The organism is Leucobacter sp. GX0328, assembly GCF_053567315.1.
On record NZ_JBSGPC010000001.1, the window covers coordinates 1,532,176 to 1,551,842 of the forward strand.

Here is a 19,667-nt window from a genome sequence, read left to right on the forward strand (position 1 = left end):
AGCTCCCGAAAGCTACGCTTGCGCCGCGGGCCGGCGGTGGTCGCGCTCGCGCCACTGCGCGACGTCGGCCGCGAAGTCGCCCGACCACTCGACGATGCCGTCGAGCAGCAGATCGCCCTGCGTGTACGCCTGCTGCAGTGCCTCGATCTGCGCCTCATCGATACCGTGGCGCTGCATGCCGATCGAGTTCAGGCCGCGAATGCGCGCCGGCGAGCCGAAGGCCTTCACATACGGGGGCAGATCGCGGGCGAGGGGAGTGCCCATGCCCACCATGCAACCCGCGCCGACGAACACCCGCTGGTGAATCGATGCGTTCATGCCGATGTTGACGCGTGCTCCGATGACGCAGTGGCCGCCGATGCTGACCCCGGCGCTCACGGTGCTGCCGGCCCCGAGCAGCACGTCGTGCGCGAGGTAGGCGCGGTTCAGCACCCAGGCGCCCGCGCCGACGGTGGTCGCGCGGTAGCTGCCCTGATGGATGACGGCGCCCTCGCGGATCACCGCGCCAGCTTCGATGCGCACGCCCGCATGGGCGAGGTCGCCCGACCAGGCGGCGTTCTGGGGCTGGTCGGTCATCTCGGGCGGTGCACCGATCTGCGCGCCCGCGCCGATGAATGCGTCGTCGCCGATGGTGCACGGGCCCAGCACGATCGCGCCCGGGCCGATCGAGACGCGTGCGCCGAGCTCGACGCCCGGCCCGACGAATGCCACCGGGCTGATCAGACCATCACTCACCGGAGCCGCCGAGGTGTACGGTCGCACCGGTCTTCGCCGATTCGATCGACGCCTCGCAGACGCGCAGCACCTCGAGGCCCTGCTGCAGGCTGACTGCCTCGGTCGCCTTGCCCAGGATGCGATCGCGGAAGGCCTCGTGCTCGGCTTTCAGCGGTTCGCGCTTCTCGATCGCGAAGCGGGTCATCGTGCCCTCGCTCACGCCGCGGAAGTTATGCAGAGCCTCCCACTCGGTGTCGAAGGTACCGTTCTCGAAGAAGGTGAGATCGACATTCAATGTATCGGCGACGAAGGCGCCGCGCTCGCCAGTGACGAGCGTCATGCGCTCCTTGAACGGGGTCAGCCAGTTCACCAGGTGGTTCGTGATGATGCCGTTCTCGAGCTTCGCCGAGATCGTCACCATGTCTTCGTGGTCGCGGCCGCTCTTGAAGGCGGTCTGCGCGGCGACATCGGCATACGCCGACTTCGCGAGCCACGAGGTCAGGTCGATGTCGTGGCTGCCCAGATCCTTGATGACGCCCACGTCGGCGATGCGGCCGGGGAACGGGCCCTGGCGGCGGGTGTGGATCTGGTGCACCTGGCCGAGCTCGCCGTTCTCGAGGCGCTTGCGCAGCTCGACGAGCGCCGGGTTGAAGCGCTCGATGTGCCCGACTGCGCCGATCAGGCCGCGCGAATCGAACGCTTCGACGAGGCGCCGGCCCGCATCGATCGACTCGGCGATGGGCTTCTCGATGAGCGCGTGCACGCCCGCCTCCGCGAGCTCGAGGCCGACGGCCTCGTGGAACTGCGTGGGCACGGCGACCACGGCCGCATCGATGCCGTGCTCGACGAGCTGCGCGACGCTCTCGAAGCGGGGCAGCGACCCCGCGACGCCGTGCGGGTCGCCCATCGCGTCGGCGACGGCGACCAGTTCGACCCCTTCTACTTCGCGCGCCACACGTGCGTGGTGGCGCCCCATCATGCCGAGCCCGATGACGCCCATTCTGATGGTCATAGTGCGAAGAACCTCCGAAGTAGTCTCTGCGCCCGCAGGGTTGCGGGGCAATGCATGAGAAGAATTCTACCGCCCGCGGTGCTCCGGCTCCGCAGGAGGGCGCTGGCCTACGATTGACGCGTGTTCACCCTCACCTATTCGGAGGTCGGCGCGACCGCGGGCGATCTGCCCGCAGGCTTCCACCATGTGCGCGCCGAACGCGTCATCGGGCACGGGCGCGAGGCGTTCGAGCGTGCCGGCGCAGACCTCTTCGCAGGGGAAGTGCAGCGGCGCGCGGGCGCCGAGGTGCAGCTGTCGCAGGCGCCGCTGCGCCTCGGGAGCCGCGTGGAGATGCGCCTGCGTTTCGGTCCGCTGAAGTTCACGGCGCCGTGCCTTGTCGTATGGGCGGAGCGGAGCGCCGAACTCTGCGGATTCGCCTACGGCACCCTGCAGGGGCACCCGGAACGCGGCGAGGAGCGCTTCGAACTCCGGCTCGACGCGTCGGGCGACGTCGTGTTCCGCATCACCGCGTTCTCGCAGCCGGCGCGCTGGTACACGCGCCTCGGCGGGCCGATCGCCCGCCTCGTGCAGGCGCGCATGACCCGCCGCTATCTCGCCGTGCTCGGCGAACCGATGCGCGGCGTAGGCGCATAGAAGGCTGAACGGCGTCCTACCGGCCCTCGTCCTGCCGCTCCGAGAGCCGCGCCTCCATGAGCGCGACCGACCGGGCAAGCTCGGTCACTCGGGCATCCTGGCGGGCCCGAGTGCGCACCGAGATCAGCGCGAATACGAGCGACGCCAGTACGAACACGTAGAGCAGCAGGTCGGCGCCGCGGCCGATGCCGAACAGATTCGCCACCCAGGTGAGCAGCTGCGGGAAGAGGATCGCGAGCACCGCGCACACCGCGAAGAGGATCGCGAGCATGCGCTTCACCGCGAGCGAGCGATCGCCCGACAGCAGGCGCAACGCGAAGATCGCACCGATGGCGATGACGGCGATGAGCAGCAGCTGGAAAACAGTCATGGCGTCCCCCTTACCGGATGACCAGCTCGATGAGGATGTTGATCGAATTCAAGAGTGACTGGCCCTTGCTGCGCGAGTAGTCGGTGTACAGCACCTCGACCGGCTGCTCGGCGTACGGCAGACCCGTGCGGCCCAGCTGCATCACGATCTCGGTGCCGTGCGCCATGCGATCCTGACGCAGCTTCACCTGGCGCAGCGCATCCTCGCGAATCACACGCAGGCCGTTGTGCGCGTCGGTGAGCTTCGTCTTCGTCGACCAGTTCGTCGCGACCACCGCGGTCTTCAGCACGATGCGCTTCAAGAGCCCGGGCTTCGTGCGGTCGTCGAGGAAGCGCGAACCGAACACGATCGACAGGTCTTCGGCACGGGCCCGCGCGACCATCGCCTCGGCGTCGACGACGCGGTGCTGGCCATCGGCATCGAACGTGACCACGAACCGCGCGTCGTGCTCGAGGGCGTACTCGAAACCCGTCTGCAGCGCCGCTCCCTGGCCGAGGTTGATCGGATGCGACACCACGCGGGCGCCCGCGGCGCGCGCCACAGCCCCCGAACCGTCGCGCGAACCGTCGTCGATGCAGACGACATTCGGGAAGACCGGCAGCAGACCCGCGATGACTTCAGCGATGACCGTCGCCTCGTTGTAGAGCGGAATGACCACCCAAACATCGCGATTGTCGGCGCTGGCAGCGGGGTGCTCGGCCGGATTGAAGCTCATACGACTATTCTGGCAGACGGACGAATCGAAAGAAGGTCACCTCCATGGTCGAGTTCATTCCCGCGGCGAAGCCGATTATTGGCGACGAAGAACGCGCCGCCGTTGACCGGGTGCTGCGATCCGGGATGATCGCACAGGGCCCCGAGGTCGCCGCTTTCGAACGCGAGTTCGCCGAGCACTTCGTGAACGGACGCGAAACCGCCGCCGTGAACTCGGGTACGAGCGGCCAGCACCTCGGCCTGCTCGCCGCGGGCGTCGGCGCGGGCGACGAGGTCATCGTGCCGTCGTTCACCTTTGCGGCCACCGCGAACTCGGTCGCCCTCACCGGCGCGACGCCGGTGTTCGTCGACATCGAGCCCGACTACTTCACCATCGCCCCCGACGCCGTGCGCGCCGCGATCACGCCGCGCACCAAGGGCATCATGGGCGTGCACCTCTACGGCCACCCCTACCTCGTCGACGAGATCGACGCCATCGCCCAGGAGCACGGCCTCGCCATCTACGAGGATGCCGCGCAGGCGCACGGCGCCTCGTGGAACGGTCGCCCCGTCGGCACCTACGGCGACTTCGCCATGTTCAGCCTCTACCCGACCAAGAACATGACCTCGGGCGAGGGCGGCATGGTCACCTGCGGCAGCGCCGAGATCGCCCGCAACGTGCGCGTGCTGCGCAACCAGGGCATGGAGAAGCAGTACGAGAACGAGGTCATCGGCTTCAACGCGCGCATGACCGACATCCACGCCGCCATCGGCCGCGTGCAACTCACCAAGGTCGACGCGTGGACCGCGCAGCGCCAGGCCAACGCCGCCGCGCTCACCGCAGGCCTCGCAGGCCTCGCCGGCGTGCAGACGCCGAAGGTCGCCGAGGGCGCCGTGCACGTCTACCACCAGTACACGATCCGCGTCGACGCCGGCGAGCGCGACCGCATCCGCCAGGCACTGAACGACGAGCATCAGATCGGCTCGGGCGTCTACTACCCGATCCCGAACCACCGCCTGCCCTCGCTCACCCGCTTCGCCCCGGGCCTCGATCTGCCCGAGACCGAGAAGGCTGCAGCCGAGGTGCTTTCGCTGCCGGTGCACCCGTCGCTGGCCGATGGCGACATCGAGCGCATCGTGTCGGCGATGACCGCCGTGCTCGGCGCGGGCGCGTAACGCCGACCTGCGGGCCTCATGAAGGAGATCTGGAGAACTCTTCGCGAACTGCTGCCGATCATGCCGGCAGGCGCACGCCGGTACTTCATCGGCTATGTGATCGCCACTACCGCGATCACCGCGCTCGACGCGGTCGCCATGGGCCTCCTGGCCATCGTGATCGGCCCGGCGCTGTCGGGCGGCACGTTCACGGTGCCGCTGCTCGGCGAGCTCGGCCAGGACTCGGTGCCGCTGCTCGCGGGCACCGCGATCGGCCTCGTCATTCTGAAGTCGGTGCTCGCGGTGACGCTGCACTGGTTCGCGACCCGCCGCTTCGCGCGCTACGAGCAGGAGATCGGCGACCGCCTCTTCCACGCCTACATCAACTCGAGCTGGGAGCAGCGCTCGAAGCGCACCGTCGCCGAAGTCACCCGCATCGCCGATCAGGGCATCGCCATGTCGATGCAGAACTTCGTGCTGCCCATCGCCCGCGTACCGAGCCTCTTCTTCACCTTCGTGGCGGTGCTCGGCGTGCTCGTCTTCGCCGACCCCGTCACCTCGCTCGTCGCCCTCGTATACCTCGGTCTCGTCGCCTACCTGGTGCACGCGGTCGTCACGAAGCGGGCGCTCGTCGCCGGCCAGGTGGGCCTCGATTACACCTACCGTGTCGCGAACCTCATGACCGAGATGATCGAGGCGCTCAAGGAGCTCAGCCTGCGCGGTCGGCTGGGCGAGGTCGCGGGCCTCGTCAGCAAGAACCGCACCCACGCCGTGCGCGCGCGGGCGAACATCTCCTTCCTGAGCGTCGTGCCCGGCTTCGCCTTCGAGGCGGCCCTCATCGGCGGTGTCGTGCTCATCGGTGTCAGCTCGTTCGTCGTGAACGGCAACATGACGGCCGCGCTCGCTTCGGTCGCGCTGTTCGCAGCAACGGGCTTCCGCATGATCCCCGCCCTGACGGGCATGCAGGCCGCGCTCGTGCAAGCCGGCCAGGGCGTCGCCACCACCCGCGACGTCATCACCGACCTCACCTCGGCCGAGCACGACCTGCTCACCTCGCAGGTGCCCGACGACACCGCCCGGCTCGACGAGCGGCCGCAGCATCTGCGCTTCACCGACGTGAACTTCCGGTACCCCGGCTCGCCCGACGACGTGATCCGCGGTCTCGATCTCGACATCCCGCTCGGCAGCTCCCTCGGCATCGTCGGCCCCTCGGGCGCCGGCAAGTCGACGCTCATCGACCTGATTCTCGGCCTCAGCCAGCCCGGCAGCGGCTCGATCGACATCGACGCCGACCCGCTGCGCACGGTGCTGCAGCAGTGGCGCGGCCGCGTCGGCTACGTGCCGCAGCGCGTCGCGCTCTTCGACGGCACCATCGCCCAGAACGTCGCGCTCACCTGGTCCGATGACATCGACCGGGAACGCGTGCAGTACGCCCTCGAACGCGCGCAGCTGGCCACGCTCGTCGCCGGCCGGGAGCACGGCATCGACGAGCGCATCGGCGAACGCGGCGTCTCGCTCTCGGGCGGGCAGCAGCAGCGCCTCGGCATCGCCCGCGCGCTCTACACGAACCCGCTCGTGCTCGTGCTCGACGAGGCGACCAGCTCGCTCGACACGAAGACGGAAGACGAGGTGACGAAGGCGATCAAGGAGCTGCAGGGTCAGACGACCCTCATCTCGGTCGCGCACCGCCTGTCGACCATCAAGGACTACGACAAGATCTGCTACCTCGACGGCGGCCGCATCGCCGCGCAGGGCACCTTTGCCGAGGTCGCCGCCGGGCACTCGGCGTTCGGCGAACAGGTGCTGCTCGCCGGGCTCGCCGGCGAGCTCGGCACTGGCCGCGCGGCCGGTGAACCGGGCCCGAACGAGAGGTAACGCGCACCCATGGATCGGAACCGGCTTCCCGGCTGGGCGAACAAGGTCATCGACGGCATCGCCGATGCGCCGATGAGCCCGCTCGGCCGCCTCGCCGCGCGCCGCCTCGGTCGCCCCGAGCCGCGCGGAAGCGTGGGGGTCACCGAGTTCGACCTCCGCGTGCCGACCCGGCTGCTCATCGCGCCCGTGAACTATGCGGCGCAGGGGCGGGCCTGGGCCGAGTCGCTCGAGCGCTCGAGCGATCGCATCTCGGCGCGCAACATGGCGGTCACCATGCCGGGCGGCTTCGCCTTCGAATCGGACCTGCTCGTGCCGACCGGTACGTACCACAACGACGCGGACTGGCAGCAGCGCCAGTTCGACGCCGTCGCCGAGAACGCCACCCACGTGCTCATCGAGGCCGAGGAGCCGCCGTTCGGGCGCCTCATGGGCCGATCGGTCGAACGCCAGGCCGAGGCGCTGCTCGAGCGCGGCGTCGACGTCGCCTATCTCGCTCACGGCACCGATGCGCGGCTGCCGTCGCGGCACCGCGAGCAGAGCGAGTGGTCGTATTACCGCGACGAGTCGGTCTACCTGCCGCGCCTCGAAGAGGTCGCCGCGCGCAACATCGAGCTGCTGCAGGCGAGCGCCCGCAAGCTCTTCGTCTCGACCCCCGATCTGCTGCTCGACGTGCCGCAGGCCGCCTGGTGCCCCGTCTCCGTCGACACCGCGCGCTGGGCCGCGACCGAGCGGCCGCCCCGCGACCCGGCCGCCCCGCTGCGGGTCGTGCACGCGCCGTCGAACCCGGTGCTCAAGGGCACTCCGCTCATCATGCCGACGCTCGAGAAGCTCGCCGCCGAAGGCGTCATCGAGTTCCGGGTGCTGCAGGGCATCGCGTCGGCCGAGATGCCCGCGGTGTTCGCCGAGACCGATGTGCTGCTCGACCAGTTCCGCCTCGGCTCGTACGGCGTCGCCGCCTGCGAATCGATGGCCGCCGGCTGCGCCGTCGTCGGGCAGGTTTCGGCGCAGGTGCGCGAAGCGGTCGCCGCAGCGAGCGGCCGCGAGCTGCCGATCGTCGAGGCGAACCCCGACACCCTCGAGACCGTGCTGCGCGGGCTCGCGGCCGACGCCGAGTTCGACGCGTTGAGCCGCACTGGCGTCGAGTTCGTGAGCGAAGTGCACGACGGGCGGATGGCCGCCGGCGTGCTGCGCGAGCACTGGCTCGACTGACCCCGTCGATTACGGGTTTTCACTGAAGGGCGCCGCGGGTGCTCGTGTGCGACTCTACTCTGGGTCGACACGACCCCTCGGCCTCGACCCTCGGAGCAGATGAACCCTCAGACACCGCGCGCGCGGCCGCGCAAGGAGCGGCGAACGCATGCACTCGGGGCCGACTACTCGCCTCCGCCGTTCAAGACCCTCGTGATCACCGCATCGCTCGTCGTGCTCATGCTGTATGCGCTCGTGGTGACGCTGCACGCGACCGGCGGCACCCGGGGCGACGCCGAGAAGTATGCGGTGTCGGAGAAACAGATCGAGCTCATGATCACGCCGAGCGAAGTGGACGCGGCGGGTGATCGCCTGATCGCCGATCTGAGCTTTCGCGAGGGCGGGCTCATGACGGCCATCGACGGCCTGTCGGTGATGACCGACCTCGAGGTGTACATGACCTCCGAGCACAGCGGGCAGGAGCTGAGCTTCGAGGCGAACCGCCCCATCGCCCCGACGAAGGTCTCGCTCAACACGACCGGTTCGATCGAGCTATGGCCGTTCGACCGGCACGAGGCGCAGACCATGGTCGACGTCTACCGGCCCGCCCCGAACTCCGGGGCGCCGGTGGGCGCCGACGACGCCGAGCTCGCCGCGTACGAGCAGTCGCTGCCGGCCGTGCTCACACTCGGCGACCACGACGTGCCCGGGTGGAGTATCTCGCTGCGCTCCGACCCCGAGCTGGCGTTCACCGACCCCGACAGCGGTGCGGTGGTGCAGACCTATCTGATCGAGGCGCAGCGGGAGCCCGCGACGATCGTCTTCGGCATCGTGCTGCTCGGGCTGATGGTCATGCTGCCCGTGCTCGGGCTGACCGTCGCCATTCAGTGCCTGCGCGGCAAGCTCCGTGCCGAACCGGCCTTCTTCACCTGGAACGCCGGCATGCTCTTCGCGACCCCGACGCTGCGCAACTTCTTGCCCGGGCAGCCGCCGGTCGGGTCGTGGGTCGACTACCTCGTGGTGCTCTGGGTCATCGCGGGCCTCATTCTCGCACTGTTGTTCAGCGTGGTCGCCTGGTACCGCCAGCGCACGGCGGAGCCCGAGCCGCAGGCCGCGGCTCCGCCACAACCGCAGACGCTGGTCGAGTCGGCCGGGCGCTGAGTGAGCAGCCGCCCGGCCGACTCGGGTCGGGAGCTAGACGAACATCGTCTGCAGTTCTGAGGCGCCGACCGAGACCGCGGTGAACCCGCCGGCCAGCTGCAGCAGGCGGGGCTTCACGGCATCGACGGCCCTGCCGGCAGCCGAACGCTCGGCCACGGGGCGCGGGCGCGCGGTGCGCTGGGCGAGGAACCCGGCGAGCAGCGTGCGGAACGGGGCCTGGCTGTGCAGTGCGAGCAACGGCTGCGAGCTGATCAGGGCCGTGGGGCGGTTGTAGTGAGCCGTGGCGTCGACGAGCTGCCGTACGCGTGCGTACGACGGGCGGGCGGCCGTGATCTCATCGACGAGCGCCCGGTGCGACATCGACAGCCAGCCGAGCACGCCCGGCGAGAGGGCCTTCAGCTCTTCGGCGACGGCAGCGAGGTCGGGCTCGCTCGCCCAGAACTGCTGCTCGTTCTGCGTGCGTGCGCGCACGGCGTCGAGGAAATGCATGCGGATGAGCTTGAGCACGATCGAGCGGCGCACGTCGGCGGGCGCCTGCGCGAACCAGTCGAGGCGCTCGACCTCGCGCAAGAACCCGAAGTCGAGCATGACCTCGCGCGGTTCGGCGGTGACCCGGTCCTCGGCATCCTCGTTCAGCACGTAGGCGGGGCCGTGCAGATCGTACGCGAGCTTCTGCGCGGTGAAGAACACCGAGAGCGAATAGGGAATGTCCTCGCCCGAAGGAAGCCCCTCGGCGAGTCGCAGCTGCCCGAAGCGCTCCCGGCTGAGCAGCCCGACCGGGGTGCTGCGGTAGGCCAGACGATCGCGCACGGCGTCGAGGCCCTCGAGTCGGCGGCCGCCGCGCACCGGGGGATAGGGGTCGGTTCTGCCGTGGTCGATGATGCGGGCAAGCACCGCTTCGGCGCCCGTTCGACGCTGCATCGCGAGCCACGAGTCGATCGCCCCGGGTTCGAGCTCGTCGTCCGAGCCGATCAGAGAGATGAAGGGCGCCGTCGAGCTGGCGAAGCCGAAGTTCATCGGCCCGGCGGGTGATGGGATGCCGTCGCGCAGCTCGAGCACCTCGACTCTGGGGTCGGCGGCGTACGCGCCGAGGTTGGCGCGGATGATGCTGGCATCGATGTTGTGCGCGACGACGATGACGCGCACGGGGGCCGCAGTGTGGTCGATCACGGAACCCACAGCCCGTGCAATGGGTCGCGTGCTCGTATGCACAGCGATCGTCACGTCAACTCGTGGTGCGCTCATGCACCCGGAGTGTAGGCGAACGCTGAGTGCCGCCCCGGGCGAGGCCGGCCGAAGAGGCCCGCAACGGCATGAACTCGCGGAACACCACTAGGTGCAAGCTCGTACGCCGCGGCGCCGCACCGGGTACGGAAACTACAGTCTTGCGGGGCACATTCGAAATCGAGAGAAGTGGTGAGACGAGACGCATGTCTGCAATGAAGAAGATCGCGATCTGGGTACTGGTGGCGATTCTCATCGTCGGCGCGGGGGAGGTCGCGCTGCGCATCATCATCCCGAAGCAGATCGCCGAGGCGATGCGCTCGCAGTTCCACCTCGACACCGCCCACCCGGTCGAGGTGAGCACGAAGGGCATCGCGCTCGTCTCCGCAGTGCAGGGGCGCATCCCCGACACCCGCATCCACGTGCCCGAGCTGCCCGTCGGCGAGGGCATCGTGCCCGACGTCGTGCTGCACGCGCACTCGGCGCCCTTCGACCCGTCGAAGGGCGAGATCGAGCAGGGATCGATGCAGCTCACCTTCCCCGCCGACGAGATGGGCACGATCCTCGGGCTCATGGCCGGCGACGCCTGGCAGTCGGCGACCATCGAGAACGGCGAGATCCTCGTCGGCTCGAGCTTCGACGTCGGCGGCATGCAGATTCCGATCTCGGCGGCCATCGCCATCACGCCCGGCGACGCGAACGAGCTGCAGATCTCGCCTGAACTGCGCGAGAACCCCGATTCCCCGGTATCGCTCGACGAGCTGCTCGCGATGGGCGGTGCCGAGCTCGCCCAGCCGAGCACGGTCTGCATGCGGGATTCTCTGCCGCAGGGCTTCACGATCACCGGCGTCGAAGTCACCGCCGACGGCGGGCTGCTCGTCACGGTCGACCTCGCGCCGACCATCCTGTCCGATCCGGCGGAGATGCGCGCCGGCACCTGCGACTAGGAGCACCTACGGGTAAGTTCGTAGTCTGTCAATGGGGTTGACATTGCCTGCTGTAATGTTTGATTGTTCTGCGCCTGCGACCCGTCGTGGCGCCCGACCGCGCCCTGGGAGCCCGAGATTTCATGACTCTGCCGTCGTATCCGCTGGATTTTTCGCTCCACTCCTATGAGGAGACCCTGAAGGCCTATCGAAAGGCCGGCTACGAGGCCACGCACTTCGCGGGCTTTCTCGACGACCCGCGTGAGAAGCATCTGATCCTGCGCCACGACATCGACAACGATCTGGAACTCGCGGCCCGCGTCGCGCGGCTCGAAGCGCGCGCCGGCTGCACCGCCTCGTACTTCCTGCGCGTGCACGCCCGAGGGTACAACCTGCTGAGCCTGCCGTCGCTGCGCACCATCCGCGAGCTGGAAGCCCTTGGGCACGAGGTGCAGCTGCACCTCGAAGGCGGGCTGTGCGATGTGGTCGGCGGCGACAACCTCGAATGGGCCGAGCGGCAGCGCAGCGTCTTCGAAGCCGCGGTCGGCCGGCCGCTCACCGGATTCAGCTCGCACGAGCCCGCACGCATGGGCGGGGTGGAGTTCGCCGATTCGCTGCTCGCCCGCTGGGCTCCGACCGTGCGCTACCACGCCTACGAGAGCCGCTTCATGATGCCCACCATGAAGTACCTGAGCGACTCCAGCGGCCGCTGGCGCGAAGGCCACTTCGGCGACTGGGTGGGTCGCGAACCCGTCATGCAGATTCTGACCCACCCGTTCTGGTGGTTCGAGCAGGTACCCGCCGAGAACTACTGACGAGCCTCGATCGAGCCGGTCCTGCCTGGCCTATCCTGCTGCCTCGGCCCGGCTCAGCGCCCGCCGGTCGCGATGACGACATCGGCGACATAGCGCGCGACCGCCTGCAGCGAGTGGTGCTCGGCGGCCCAGCGCCCGAGCGCCTCGCGCTCATCCGACGATGCCGGCTCGTCGACCAGCCGCGCCATTGCGGCTGCGACCGCGTCGGTGTCGTAGGCGCAGGCCTCGCCCGCGCGCACGTGCTCGTTCGCGTTCTCGAGCAGGTCGATGGTCGGGCCCGGGCCGGTGAAGAGCACCGGGCAGCCGACGTTCAGCGACGAGAACGCCTTCGACGCGTACGAGTACTCGTACACGGTGTCGGGCTTGATCGACGCGAGACTGGCGGCCGCGCTCGCGAGGTGCGGCACGAGTTCGCTCGGCGGCACCGGGTCGAGGTAGTCGACGCTGCCGGTGATGCCGAGCTCGTGCGCCCGCGCCTGCAGCCTCGGGCGCTCGACTCCGTTGCCGATGAAGCGCAGGCGGTGGCCCGGATGGGTCTCGAGAAAGCGGGCGAAGCCGTCGATGAAGATGTCGGAGCCGTGGTACGGCGAGTAGCTGCCCGCATAGACGAAGACGGGCTCGCGCTCGCCGACCGTGACCGGGAACTCGTCGACGTCGGCGCCGAACCCGGTGACCGTCACCGCGCGCTTCGCACCGAGCTCGCGCACGCGGCGCACGACCCCCTCCGATACCGTCACGATGTGCGACGCTCCGCGCAGCGCGAAGCGCTCGACGGCGCGCAGCGCGCGAATCACCCAGCCCGGCACATCCTCGAGCTGCGCGGCATCAGACCAGATGTCGGCGGCATCGTAGACGTACGGGATACGGCGCAGCGCGCACACCAGGCGCACGACGGCCCCGGTCGTCGGCGGCGGCTCGACGAGCACGACGTGCGGCTTCGGCAGCACGAGCAGGCGGAACGCGAGCGGGATATCGAAACTCATGTACCCGGCGTACCCGCGCACGTAGCCCGATGCGTCGCGCAGCACCCGCCTGCTGCGCACGCGCTCGCCGCGCGAATCCGGCCGCATCCCTGGCGGCGGGGTCGCGGTGAGCACGTCGACCTCGTGCCCCTCGGCGAGCAGCGCGTCGACGACGGCGCCGAGGAAGAGCGAGGCGGCAGCCGGTTCGGGGCGGTAGATGCGTGAAACGACTGCGATGCGCAAGATACTCCTGTGAAAAGTGGGGGTGGGGCCGGGCGCCGGGGCGACGCTACTTGCGCTCGACCCCCATGACGCCGGCGCCGTGCGTCTTCAAATGAGTGTAGGCCTCCTCATAGGTTTCGGCCTCCGGCACATCGCGCAGCCCGAACTTCGCCTGCACGAGACCGACGAGACCGCGGCCGGGAGGGCTCAGCGGCTTGTCCTTGTGCTTGTGCGCGGGGTGCGGCGGCGCCTCCTGCGGGTTCTCGGGCAGCCACTGCGGGCTCGTCTCGGGCCAGTCGTCCGGGTGCCGCGGCTGTTCGAGGTTCACGACCAGCGACAGGCTGTTCGCGCTCTCGTCGCGCCGCGACAGCGGCTTGAGCCCATGCTGCTCGCTGAGCGTCTTGATCACCGAACCGTGATGCATCACGTCGTTCACGATCGTGTTGCGGGCAGTGTATGCGGAGACCGCGATCGCGGGCACGCGGCAGCCGAGGCGCTCGAAAGTGAAGCCCATCTCGCCGGCGGCGGCGTCGCCGTGCGGCGCGACCGTCGCGGGCGGCGGCACGTGGTCGTAGGTGCCGCCGTGCTCGTCGAAGGTGATGAGCAGCATCGTGTTCACCGCGTTCGACCCCTCGGCCGAGGCGGAGTTCTTGACCGCCGAGTAGATGCTGTGGATGAGCGCTTCGCCCGCCCGCACATCGGAGACGGCGCTGTCGATGACGTCCATGCCCTCGAGCTCCGTCTCCTTCAGCTTGCCGAAGGGCGGATGGAAATCGTTGTGGTTGAACGCCATGCGCGGCTCCACGAACGAGTAGGCGGGCAGGTCGCCGTTCTCGACATCGATGTAGAACTGGTCCATCGTCGCGAAGTGCTCCGACTTCCAGAACTTCTCGAGTACCGGCGCATGCAGCACCCCGGTGAACGAGAGCAGCTGCAGCTCGTCGTAGTAGATGCGCCAGTCGACGCCCGCGTCGTCGAGGCGGTTGAAGATCGTGGGCGACTGCTCGGAGTCGATCCACTTCTCGTACCCGCCGCCGTGCTTGTTGGTGACGAAGCCGTGCGAGGTCGATGAGTGGAAGAACGAACGGTTGCAGAACGTCTGCGACGGCACTGCGCAGAACCAGTGGTCGAACACCGCGAACTCCTGCGCGAGCGTCGACAGCACCGGCAGCATGTCGGGCGAGAAGCTGCCCATGATGGTGTTCAGGTCATCGGCGGGGGGCTCGGTGCCCTTCTGCAGTCGCCGGTAGTTGATGTAGTAGTCCTGCACGAACCCCGAGTTGTCGGGCTGCAGCCCGGGCGCAGGGCTGTTGAACGGGTGCTCCATGTGCTCGACCCACAGCTCGGAGTTGCCGGCGGGAGCGACGGTGCCGAAGAGCTGCGTGTTGACATGCGGAAACTCTTCGCCCGGGTCGGGGCTCGGCTGGCCCATGATGTCGTCGGTACTGCCCTCGTAGACGTGGGCGCTGTAGACCGTGCCGTCGGGGCCGGTGTTGCTGTAGTCGCCGAACGCGAGCCCCTCGAAGCTCTTGCCCTCGGGCAGCGTGTCGGGGGTGTAGAGGTAGCCGAGCAGATTGTCGAACGACCGGTTCTCGCCCATGACGACGACGAGATGGTCGAAGCCCGGGGTCTTGCGGGGCGAAAGGTTGGCGAAGTTGTCCGTGCCGGCCTGGAAGCCCGCACGATAGCCCGCCGCAGCACCGGCGGCCGCGCCGCCTCCCGCGAATACCGCACCCGCGGCGGCGACCCCGCCCCACTTCAGGAGGTTGCGCCGTGTCGGTTCGGGTGCGCCGGCTTCTTTGCTCACAGAGGGTCCTTTCGTGGCGGCGATGCAGCGGGTCGGCGGCCACGAGGGCGTGCCGTGCCCGAGCGTTACGTTAGCAGCGTGCCCCTGCGTTCGACGGTGGAAGCAGAGCGCCTCCGGCCGAGCGGCGAAACCTCGCCAGGGATCAGGCGCCTACGTGGTTTCCCGTGCCGGTTCGGCGCCCGCCGCGCCGACGCCTCCCGGGCGGAGGGCTCGCAGCACGCGCGGTCCGAGCCAGCCGTGCAGAATAATGCTTCCGAGCACCGTGATCACCGTCACGTAGATCGCGGCGTTCGCGTCGTCGTCGTTCAATGCGTTGAAGGCGAGCAGCCCGAAGACGATGCTCGAGGTGCCGCGCGGGCCGATGAACCCGAGGGCGGTGCGCTCGCGGAGCGAGACCCGGCTCCCGATGAACGCGATGTAGACCGGCACCATGCGCAGCACAGTGAGCGCGAGAAGGGCGAAGAGGATCCACGGCCAGCTGGCCGGCATCGTGAAGATCAGCGCGGTGACCGAGCCGACGATGAACCACATGAACAGCGACGCCACGGCGCCGAGATCATCGACCAGTGCGAGCTCGGCGTGCGGCACGTCGTGGTCGTCGCCGCCGCTCCGGGTGCGCAGCAGCTTGTAGGCGATCCCTGCCAGGAACGCGGCGACGAAGCCGTTGCCGTTCAGCGCGACCGTGCACTCGTAGGTGACGAACGGCACGAGCAGCATGGCGACGCGCACGCCGTGCGCATCGACCCAGTCGCGCGCGAGGGCGAGACGGACGGCCGCCCCCATGAAGCCGCCGACGCCGATGCCGACGAGCAATGCCCAGCCGGCCGCCGGCAGCGCATTCTCGAGCGCCTCGATCGGCGTGAGTACTTCGCCGTCGTTGCTCGCCCCGAGCAGCAGCAGCGCGAACGCGAAGATCGGCGAGAAGATGCCATCGTTGTAGCCGCTCTCGACGGCGAGGCCGTGCCGCAGCCGGCGGGGCACCAGCCGGTCGCGCATCATCTCGGGCGAGGGGGCGAAGTCGACCGGCAGCACGATGCAGGCGAGCACCAGCGCCAGCGCGATCGACGTCGTGCTGAGCAGGGGCAGGTCGAACAGCGGGATCGCGACGGCGCCGGTGAGCACCAGCGAGAGCGGCAGGGCGATGACGAGGAGTCGGGTGACGACCGAGCGCTCCCCGGCGAGGAAGCCGCCGCGCACTTCGGTCGCGTCGACGAAGAGGAGCACCGCGAGGATGAGCTCGACGATGTGCTCGGCGAGACTCGTGTTCAGATGCTCGCTGATCTCATCGCGCAGGAAGAAGCCCGTGATCGTGCCGCACAGCACCATCGCCACGGCGCCCGAGATGTGCCAGCGCCGCAGCCGCTTGCTGATGACCGTCCACAGCAGGATCGCGATCGTATTGCACACGAGGAGGATGGCCATATGCGTCCTCTCCGTGAACCGCGATGCCGGGTGGTGCGCCCGAGTCGTGCGGTCGAGGCGCCGACGCGAGCCCGACCAGAATATATCGCGGTGCTGCGGCGACCGTAGTCGGGGAGGCCCATGCCGTCGCCTCTGCGTGGTTTCACGTATGCGGTCGGTCGTGGAGCTGTGCGAACGGCGATTCGAGAATCTCAATGGTCTGCACCAATCGCGGCACCCGCTCGCACCGTGCGCCGCGCCGGGCCTTCTGCGGGCCGGGCGCGCCTTGACCGCCGTGGTAGACAATTCGCAGGGGAGAATGTGCTGGCATTCCACGAGTCGAGTACGCGCGAGGGCGGGTGAAAGGTGCAATGATGTCGCCAAGAGTTGCGATCAGACTCGCGGAGTTCACCCGAGGCGACGCGACGTGCCTGCGCGAGGTCGCAGAAGCCCTGACACCGGCGCAGCTGGCCGGCCGGAGCATGCTGCCGGAGATCCTGCCATTCGTACCCGCCATGAGCGGCAGCGTCGTGCCGTGCGACAGCGGCCCCGCCGCTCGCCGCCTCCTGCTGCGCGCCGCTCTCGACGTCACTGGCAGGCCGGAGATCGTGCTCGCCGCCTCCGCGGTCGATGCATCGGTGCTGCTGCTCGGGCCGTTGAAGCAGGAGCTCAGGATCGTCGACGGGCTGCTGCGTTTCGCGGACGAACGCGTGCGTTCGAGGGTCGTGCTCGACTCGAGTCCGTTCGAACGCAGAGAAGCCTATGCGGAGCTCGCCCGCGCGGCGAAGCGCTCGGGATGCCGCGAGGCGGCTCTGCTCTATATGGCCCGCTCGAGCGACCTCGGCAAACAGCGCCCACTGGTGCTGTCCATTCTGAAAGAGGCGCAGTCGCAGCTCGAACGGGGATACACGCGCAACGCCTACGCGCTGGCGCACAGCGTGCTCGAAGCGAATCGTGAGTTCCGGGCGCAGGCCGCCGCGCTCTGCGGGCGGGCAGCGTTCTGGCACGGCTGCTTCGACGAGGCCCGCGAACTGCTGGCGTGCGCGGATGACGACTGCGATCTCATCGAACTGAGCCGCCGCATCGAACGGGGCCCCGCGCCCCACCCCGACAATCGGAAACGCGGTGTCGAAGTCGCCGAGTGGCTCGCCGGAGTCGCCGAAGCGCACGCCGACCAGCAGGCCATGAACGGCATCGGCGTGCTCGCCGAGCTGTGGTACTCGGAGCAGTTCGACGAGTGCGACAGCTACGGCGCCCAGCTGCTGCTGACGATGGCCGCCCTGGGCAGGGGTAACGGATGGACGACCCAGGATCATCGCCTCACGCCGCTCGCCGGCGCGCAGATATGCGCGCTCAAAGCCGGCGTTCAGATACAGGCGGGGAAGCTGGAGGATGCGAGCCAGACCATCTCCGAAGACATGCCCCGGATGCCGCTCGAGCACGCCGCGGCAGGAGTGATCCCGAAGTTCATCCGACTCCTCGCGGAGGCCGGCATGCCGGTCGACCTCGTGCGAGCCGAGCGCCTCGAGGGGATACTCGGGGCCCCGCCCGAGAAGCACGTCGCCTTCGGCCCCATCACCGGCGAACGCTTCGTGGCGGCCGCTCAGGCCATCGCTCAGAAGGCGGTCGACGGCGCTGACTCCTCCCACGGCCATGAGGCCGTGCCCGCGCTCACCCCGCGGCAGAAGGCGGTGCTGGGTCTCGTGCTCCGCGGAATGACAAACCGCGAGATCGGCCAAGTCCTGCACATCAGCGAGCGCACCGTCGAAGTGCACGTCGCGGCGCTGCTGCGCAAGATGGAGGTCGACTCGCGCAGTAAGATGATCGCGCGTATCCACCGGCTATCGCCCTGACTCGATCGCCTGCGGATCGTCGTAGGCGAGAAGCAGACTGCCGGTACCGCAGCGCGAAGCGGAAGATCGATACGAGAGAACAATGCACGACGTGGGAACGACGACAGCCCGGCGGGCGGCACTTCTCAGCGCGGAGGCCGGCGTCGCCGTGTCGCCTCGCGTGGCGGTGACCCTGGGCGATTTCGCGTGCGACGCGACCGAGGCGTTGCGAGAACTGGCCTCGGTGATCCCGCCCGCAGCGCTCGGCGGCCGCAGCGCACTGCCCGAAGTGCTGCCGATCGTGCCATCCATGCGCGAGGCGGTATCGCTCGAGCGGTACAACGCGGCGGAACGGCGCGTGCTGCTGCGTGCGTCGCTCAATGCGACGCGGAGCGCGGAGGTGCTGCTCTCAGCCTCCGCCGTCGACACCTCCGTGCTGCTGCTCGGCCCGCTGAGCAGTGTGCTGCGCATCGAGCAGGGGCGCGCGGAGTTCGTCGATGAGCGGATGCGATCCCTGATCATCGAGGAGACCGGTGCGTTCGAGAGGCGGCGGGCTCATGCGGAGCTCGGACGCGCCGCCGAGCGAGCGGGCTACGCCAGCGCCGCACTGCTGCATGAGGCGCGAGCCGCCGAGTCGGGCGTGCAGCGCTCGCTCGCACGGCGCCTGGTGCAGGAGGCCGCAACGCAGCTCGAGCGCGGCTTCACTGGGAATGCGATCATGCTCGCGCGGCAGGCTCGCACCGCTGCGCCGGAACAGGCCACGGCGACGCGATCGCTTCTGGCGCGCGCGGCTTTCTGGCACGGCTGCTTCGACGACGCCCGGGCGATGATCGGCGACGCCGCGTCGCACGACCCGCAGCTCGTCGAACTCGCACGGCTGATGGAGAAGATCGAGGCGGGGCCCGAACCGGGCGGCGATGACCGCCTGCGCGCGCTGCGCGTGAAGGAATGGCTGCTCGAGGCCGCCGAAGCCCGCAACGACCTGAGGATTCTCGAGACCGTGATGGCCGCCGAGCAGTTCTGGTACGCGGGGAACGCCGACGAGGCCGACGACCTGCACGCTCGCATGCTCCTCACCGCCGGTGCGCCGCAGGAGAATACGGGGTGGGAGCCGGGAACCGCCCGGCCCACGCCTCTGCTCCAGGCCCACGTCTGCGTGATACGGACTGAACTGAGCATGCGGGAAGGAGCCATGGCGGAGGCTGCGCGGGTGCTCGTCGCAGGCGTGCGCGAACTGCCGATGGAGCTCGCGGCGGCGGGGGTGGTGCCGAAATTCGTCCGTACGATCGGCGCCTCCGGCACGGATATCGATGTGGCGCTCGCGGACCAGTACGACAGCCTGCTGCGGACGGCGTCGGTGAAATACGTGCCGAAGGGGCCGTTGAAAGCGGAACGCGCCGTCGCCGCGATGCGGGCGAGCGGCGGTCGGCCGAGCGGGCCGCCGACGTCCGACTCTGCGCCCGAGCTCCGGTCGCTGCTCACCCCGCGGCAGTGCGCCGTCTGGGACCTGCTCGCCGGCGGGCTCTCGAATCGGGAGATCGGCGAATCGCTCGGCATCAGCGAGCGCACGGTCGAAGTGCACGTCGCGGCGATCCTCCGCAAGGCCGGCGTGACATCCCGCAGCCGGCTGCTCGCGCTCACCCGCAAGTAGGCCGGGAAGGCGCGCTGCGGCGTCGG

17 protein-coding genes are annotated in these 19,667 nt (G+C 69.2%); 9 read left to right on the top strand and 8 right to left on the bottom strand.

Annotated elements, in window-relative coordinates:
* Positions 1–12 precede the first annotated feature (12 nt).
* On the bottom strand, positions 13–735 hold the full coding sequence (locus ACUYTF_RS06975) for a DapH/DapD/GlmU-related protein (protein WP_449279523.1): 723 nt from the start codon (positions 733–735) through the stop codon (positions 13–15).
* Positions 728–1,726, bottom strand: coding sequence for a Gfo/Idh/MocA family oxidoreductase (locus ACUYTF_RS06980; protein WP_449279524.1), 999 nt, complete (start codon positions 1,724–1,726; stop codon positions 728–730). Before ACUYTF_RS06980 ends, ACUYTF_RS06975 begins: the two co-directional genes overlap by 8 nt.
* A gap of 120 nt (positions 1,727–1,846) precedes the next feature.
* On the opposite strand from ACUYTF_RS06980, the gene ACUYTF_RS06985 reads away from it, so the two are divergent.
* Complete coding sequence (locus ACUYTF_RS06985; RefSeq protein WP_449279525.1) at positions 1,847–2,359, top strand: DUF1990 family protein; 513 nt, start codon at positions 1,847–1,849, stop codon at positions 2,357–2,359.
* A 16-nt stretch (positions 2,360–2,375) separates the two neighbouring features.
* On the opposite strand, the gene ACUYTF_RS06990 is transcribed toward ACUYTF_RS06985, so the two are convergent.
* A complete protein-coding gene (locus tag ACUYTF_RS06990) occupies positions 2,376–2,729 on the bottom strand; it encodes a DUF2304 domain-containing protein (protein ID WP_208046016.1) in 354 nt (117 codons plus the stop codon).
* Between the two features lie 10 nt (positions 2,730–2,739).
* Positions 2,740–3,444 carry a glycosyltransferase family 2 protein gene (locus tag ACUYTF_RS06995; RefSeq protein ID WP_449279526.1) on the bottom strand — a complete coding sequence of 235 codons (705 nt, stop codon included), beginning with the start codon at positions 3,442–3,444 and terminating at the stop codon, positions 2,740–2,742.
* A gap of 44 nt (positions 3,445–3,488) precedes the next feature.
* Here ACUYTF_RS06995 and ACUYTF_RS07000 point away from each other — a divergent pair, with 44 nt between their 5' ends.
* From ACUYTF_RS07000 to ACUYTF_RS07015, 4 genes are all read left to right on the top strand, one after another.
* Positions 3,489–4,598, top strand: a complete 1,110-nt coding sequence (locus tag ACUYTF_RS07000) for a DegT/DnrJ/EryC1/StrS family aminotransferase (RefSeq protein ID WP_449279527.1) — start codon at positions 3,489–3,491, stop codon at positions 4,596–4,598.
* 60 nt (positions 4,599–4,658) lie between these two features.
* Positions 4,659–6,452 carry an ATP-binding cassette domain-containing protein gene (locus ACUYTF_RS07005; protein ID WP_434141775.1) on the top strand — a complete coding sequence of 598 codons (1,794 nt, stop codon included), beginning with the start codon at positions 4,659–4,661 and terminating at the stop codon, positions 6,450–6,452.
* 9 nt (positions 6,453–6,461) lie between these two features.
* Positions 6,462–7,661 carry a hypothetical protein gene (locus ACUYTF_RS07010; RefSeq protein ID WP_449279528.1) on the top strand — a complete coding sequence of 400 codons (1,200 nt, stop codon included), beginning with the start codon at positions 6,462–6,464 and terminating at the stop codon, positions 7,659–7,661.
* Between the two features lie 99 nt (positions 7,662–7,760).
* The gene (locus ACUYTF_RS07015; RefSeq protein ID WP_449279529.1) at positions 7,761–8,801 is read left to right on the top strand and encodes a DUF4436 family protein; all 1,041 of its coding nucleotides are present in this window, start codon (positions 7,761–7,763) and stop codon (positions 8,799–8,801) included.
* A 33-nt stretch (positions 8,802–8,834) separates the two neighbouring features.
* Here the strand turns inward: ACUYTF_RS07015 and ACUYTF_RS07020 are convergent, their stop codons facing one another.
* The gene (locus ACUYTF_RS07020; RefSeq protein WP_449279530.1) at positions 8,835–10,046 is read right to left on the bottom strand and encodes a glycosyltransferase; all 1,212 of its coding nucleotides are present in this window, start codon (positions 10,044–10,046) and stop codon (positions 8,835–8,837) included.
* Between the two features lie 185 nt (positions 10,047–10,231).
* On the opposite strand from ACUYTF_RS07020, the gene ACUYTF_RS07025 reads away from it, so the two are divergent.
* Together ACUYTF_RS07025 and ACUYTF_RS07030 are read left to right on the top strand one after the other, a co-directional pair.
* The gene (locus ACUYTF_RS07025) at positions 10,232–10,972 is read left to right on the top strand and encodes an LmeA family phospholipid-binding protein (protein WP_449279531.1); all 741 of its coding nucleotides are present in this window, start codon (positions 10,232–10,234) and stop codon (positions 10,970–10,972) included.
* A 122-nt stretch (positions 10,973–11,094) separates the two neighbouring features.
* Entirely contained in the window at positions 11,095–11,766 is a 672-nt protein-coding gene (locus ACUYTF_RS07030) for a GCN5 family acetyltransferase (RefSeq protein ID WP_449279532.1), read from the top strand.
* A gap of 53 nt (positions 11,767–11,819) precedes the next feature.
* Here ACUYTF_RS07030 and ACUYTF_RS07035 read toward each other — a convergent pair whose 3' ends face one another.
* The 3 genes from ACUYTF_RS07035 to ACUYTF_RS07045 all read right to left on the bottom strand — a co-directional run bounded on the left by ACUYTF_RS07035 (position 11,820) and on the right by ACUYTF_RS07045 (position 16,179).
* Positions 11,820–12,971, bottom strand: a complete 1,152-nt coding sequence (locus ACUYTF_RS07035; RefSeq protein ID WP_449279533.1) for a glycosyltransferase — start codon at positions 12,969–12,971, stop codon at positions 11,820–11,822.
* Between the two features lie 46 nt (positions 12,972–13,017).
* Positions 13,018–14,757, bottom strand: a complete 1,740-nt coding sequence (locus ACUYTF_RS07040) for an alkaline phosphatase family protein (protein ID WP_449279534.1) — start codon at positions 14,755–14,757, stop codon at positions 13,018–13,020.
* 150 nt (positions 14,758–14,907) lie between these two features.
* Entirely contained in the window at positions 14,908–16,179 is a 1,272-nt protein-coding gene (locus ACUYTF_RS07045; RefSeq protein WP_449279535.1) for a cation:proton antiporter, read from the bottom strand.
* 353 nt (positions 16,180–16,532) lie between these two features.
* Between ACUYTF_RS07045 and ACUYTF_RS07050 the strand changes: the two genes are divergently transcribed.
* Both ACUYTF_RS07050 and ACUYTF_RS07055 read left to right on the top strand, forming a co-directional pair.
* On the top strand, positions 16,533–18,011 hold the full coding sequence (locus ACUYTF_RS07050; RefSeq protein WP_449279536.1) for a helix-turn-helix transcriptional regulator: 1,479 nt from the start codon (positions 16,533–16,535) through the stop codon (positions 18,009–18,011).
* A gap of 91 nt (positions 18,012–18,102) precedes the next feature.
* Positions 18,103–19,641 carry a LuxR C-terminal-related transcriptional regulator gene (locus ACUYTF_RS07055; RefSeq protein ID WP_449279537.1) on the top strand — a complete coding sequence of 513 codons (1,539 nt, stop codon included), beginning with the start codon at positions 18,103–18,105 and terminating at the stop codon, positions 19,639–19,641.
* The last annotated feature ends 26 nt before the right edge of the window (positions 19,642–19,667 follow it).

Excerpts from the sequence above, each read along its gene's own strand:
- ACUYTF_RS07000 (WP_449279527.1), top strand. The coding sequence starts at position 3,489 with ATGGTCGAGTTCATTCCCGCGGCGAAGCCGATTATTGGCGACGAAGAA.
- ACUYTF_RS07045 (WP_449279535.1), bottom strand. The coding sequence starts at position 16,179 with ATGGCCATCCTCCTCGTGTGCAATACGATCGCGATCCTGCTGTGGACG.
- ACUYTF_RS06990 (WP_208046016.1), bottom strand. The coding sequence starts at position 2,729 with ATGACTGTTTTCCAGCTGCTGCTCATCGCCGTCATCGCCATCGGTGCG.
- ACUYTF_RS07010 (WP_449279528.1), top strand. The coding sequence starts at position 6,462 with ATGGATCGGAACCGGCTTCCCGGCTGGGCGAACAAGGTCATCGACGGC.
- ACUYTF_RS07020 (WP_449279530.1), bottom strand. The coding sequence starts at position 10,046 with ATGAGCGCACCACGAGTTGACGTGACGATCGCTGTGCATACGAGCACG.
- ACUYTF_RS07025 (WP_449279531.1), top strand. The coding sequence starts at position 10,232 with ATGTCTGCAATGAAGAAGATCGCGATCTGGGTACTGGTGGCGATTCTC.
- ACUYTF_RS07005 (WP_434141775.1), top strand. The coding sequence starts at position 4,659 with ATGCCGGCAGGCGCACGCCGGTACTTCATCGGCTATGTGATCGCCACT.
- ACUYTF_RS07015 (WP_449279529.1), top strand. The coding sequence starts at position 7,761 with ATGAACCCTCAGACACCGCGCGCGCGGCCGCGCAAGGAGCGGCGAACG.
- ACUYTF_RS06995 (WP_449279526.1), bottom strand. The coding sequence starts at position 3,444 with ATGAGCTTCAATCCGGCCGAGCACCCCGCTGCCAGCGCCGACAATCGC.
- ACUYTF_RS07050 (WP_449279536.1), top strand. The coding sequence starts at position 16,533 with ATGTCGCCAAGAGTTGCGATCAGACTCGCGGAGTTCACCCGAGGCGAC.
- ACUYTF_RS07030 (WP_449279532.1), top strand. The coding sequence starts at position 11,095 with ATGACTCTGCCGTCGTATCCGCTGGATTTTTCGCTCCACTCCTATGAG.
- ACUYTF_RS06980 (WP_449279524.1), bottom strand. The coding sequence starts at position 1,726 with ATGACCATCAGAATGGGCGTCATCGGGCTCGGCATGATGGGGCGCCAC.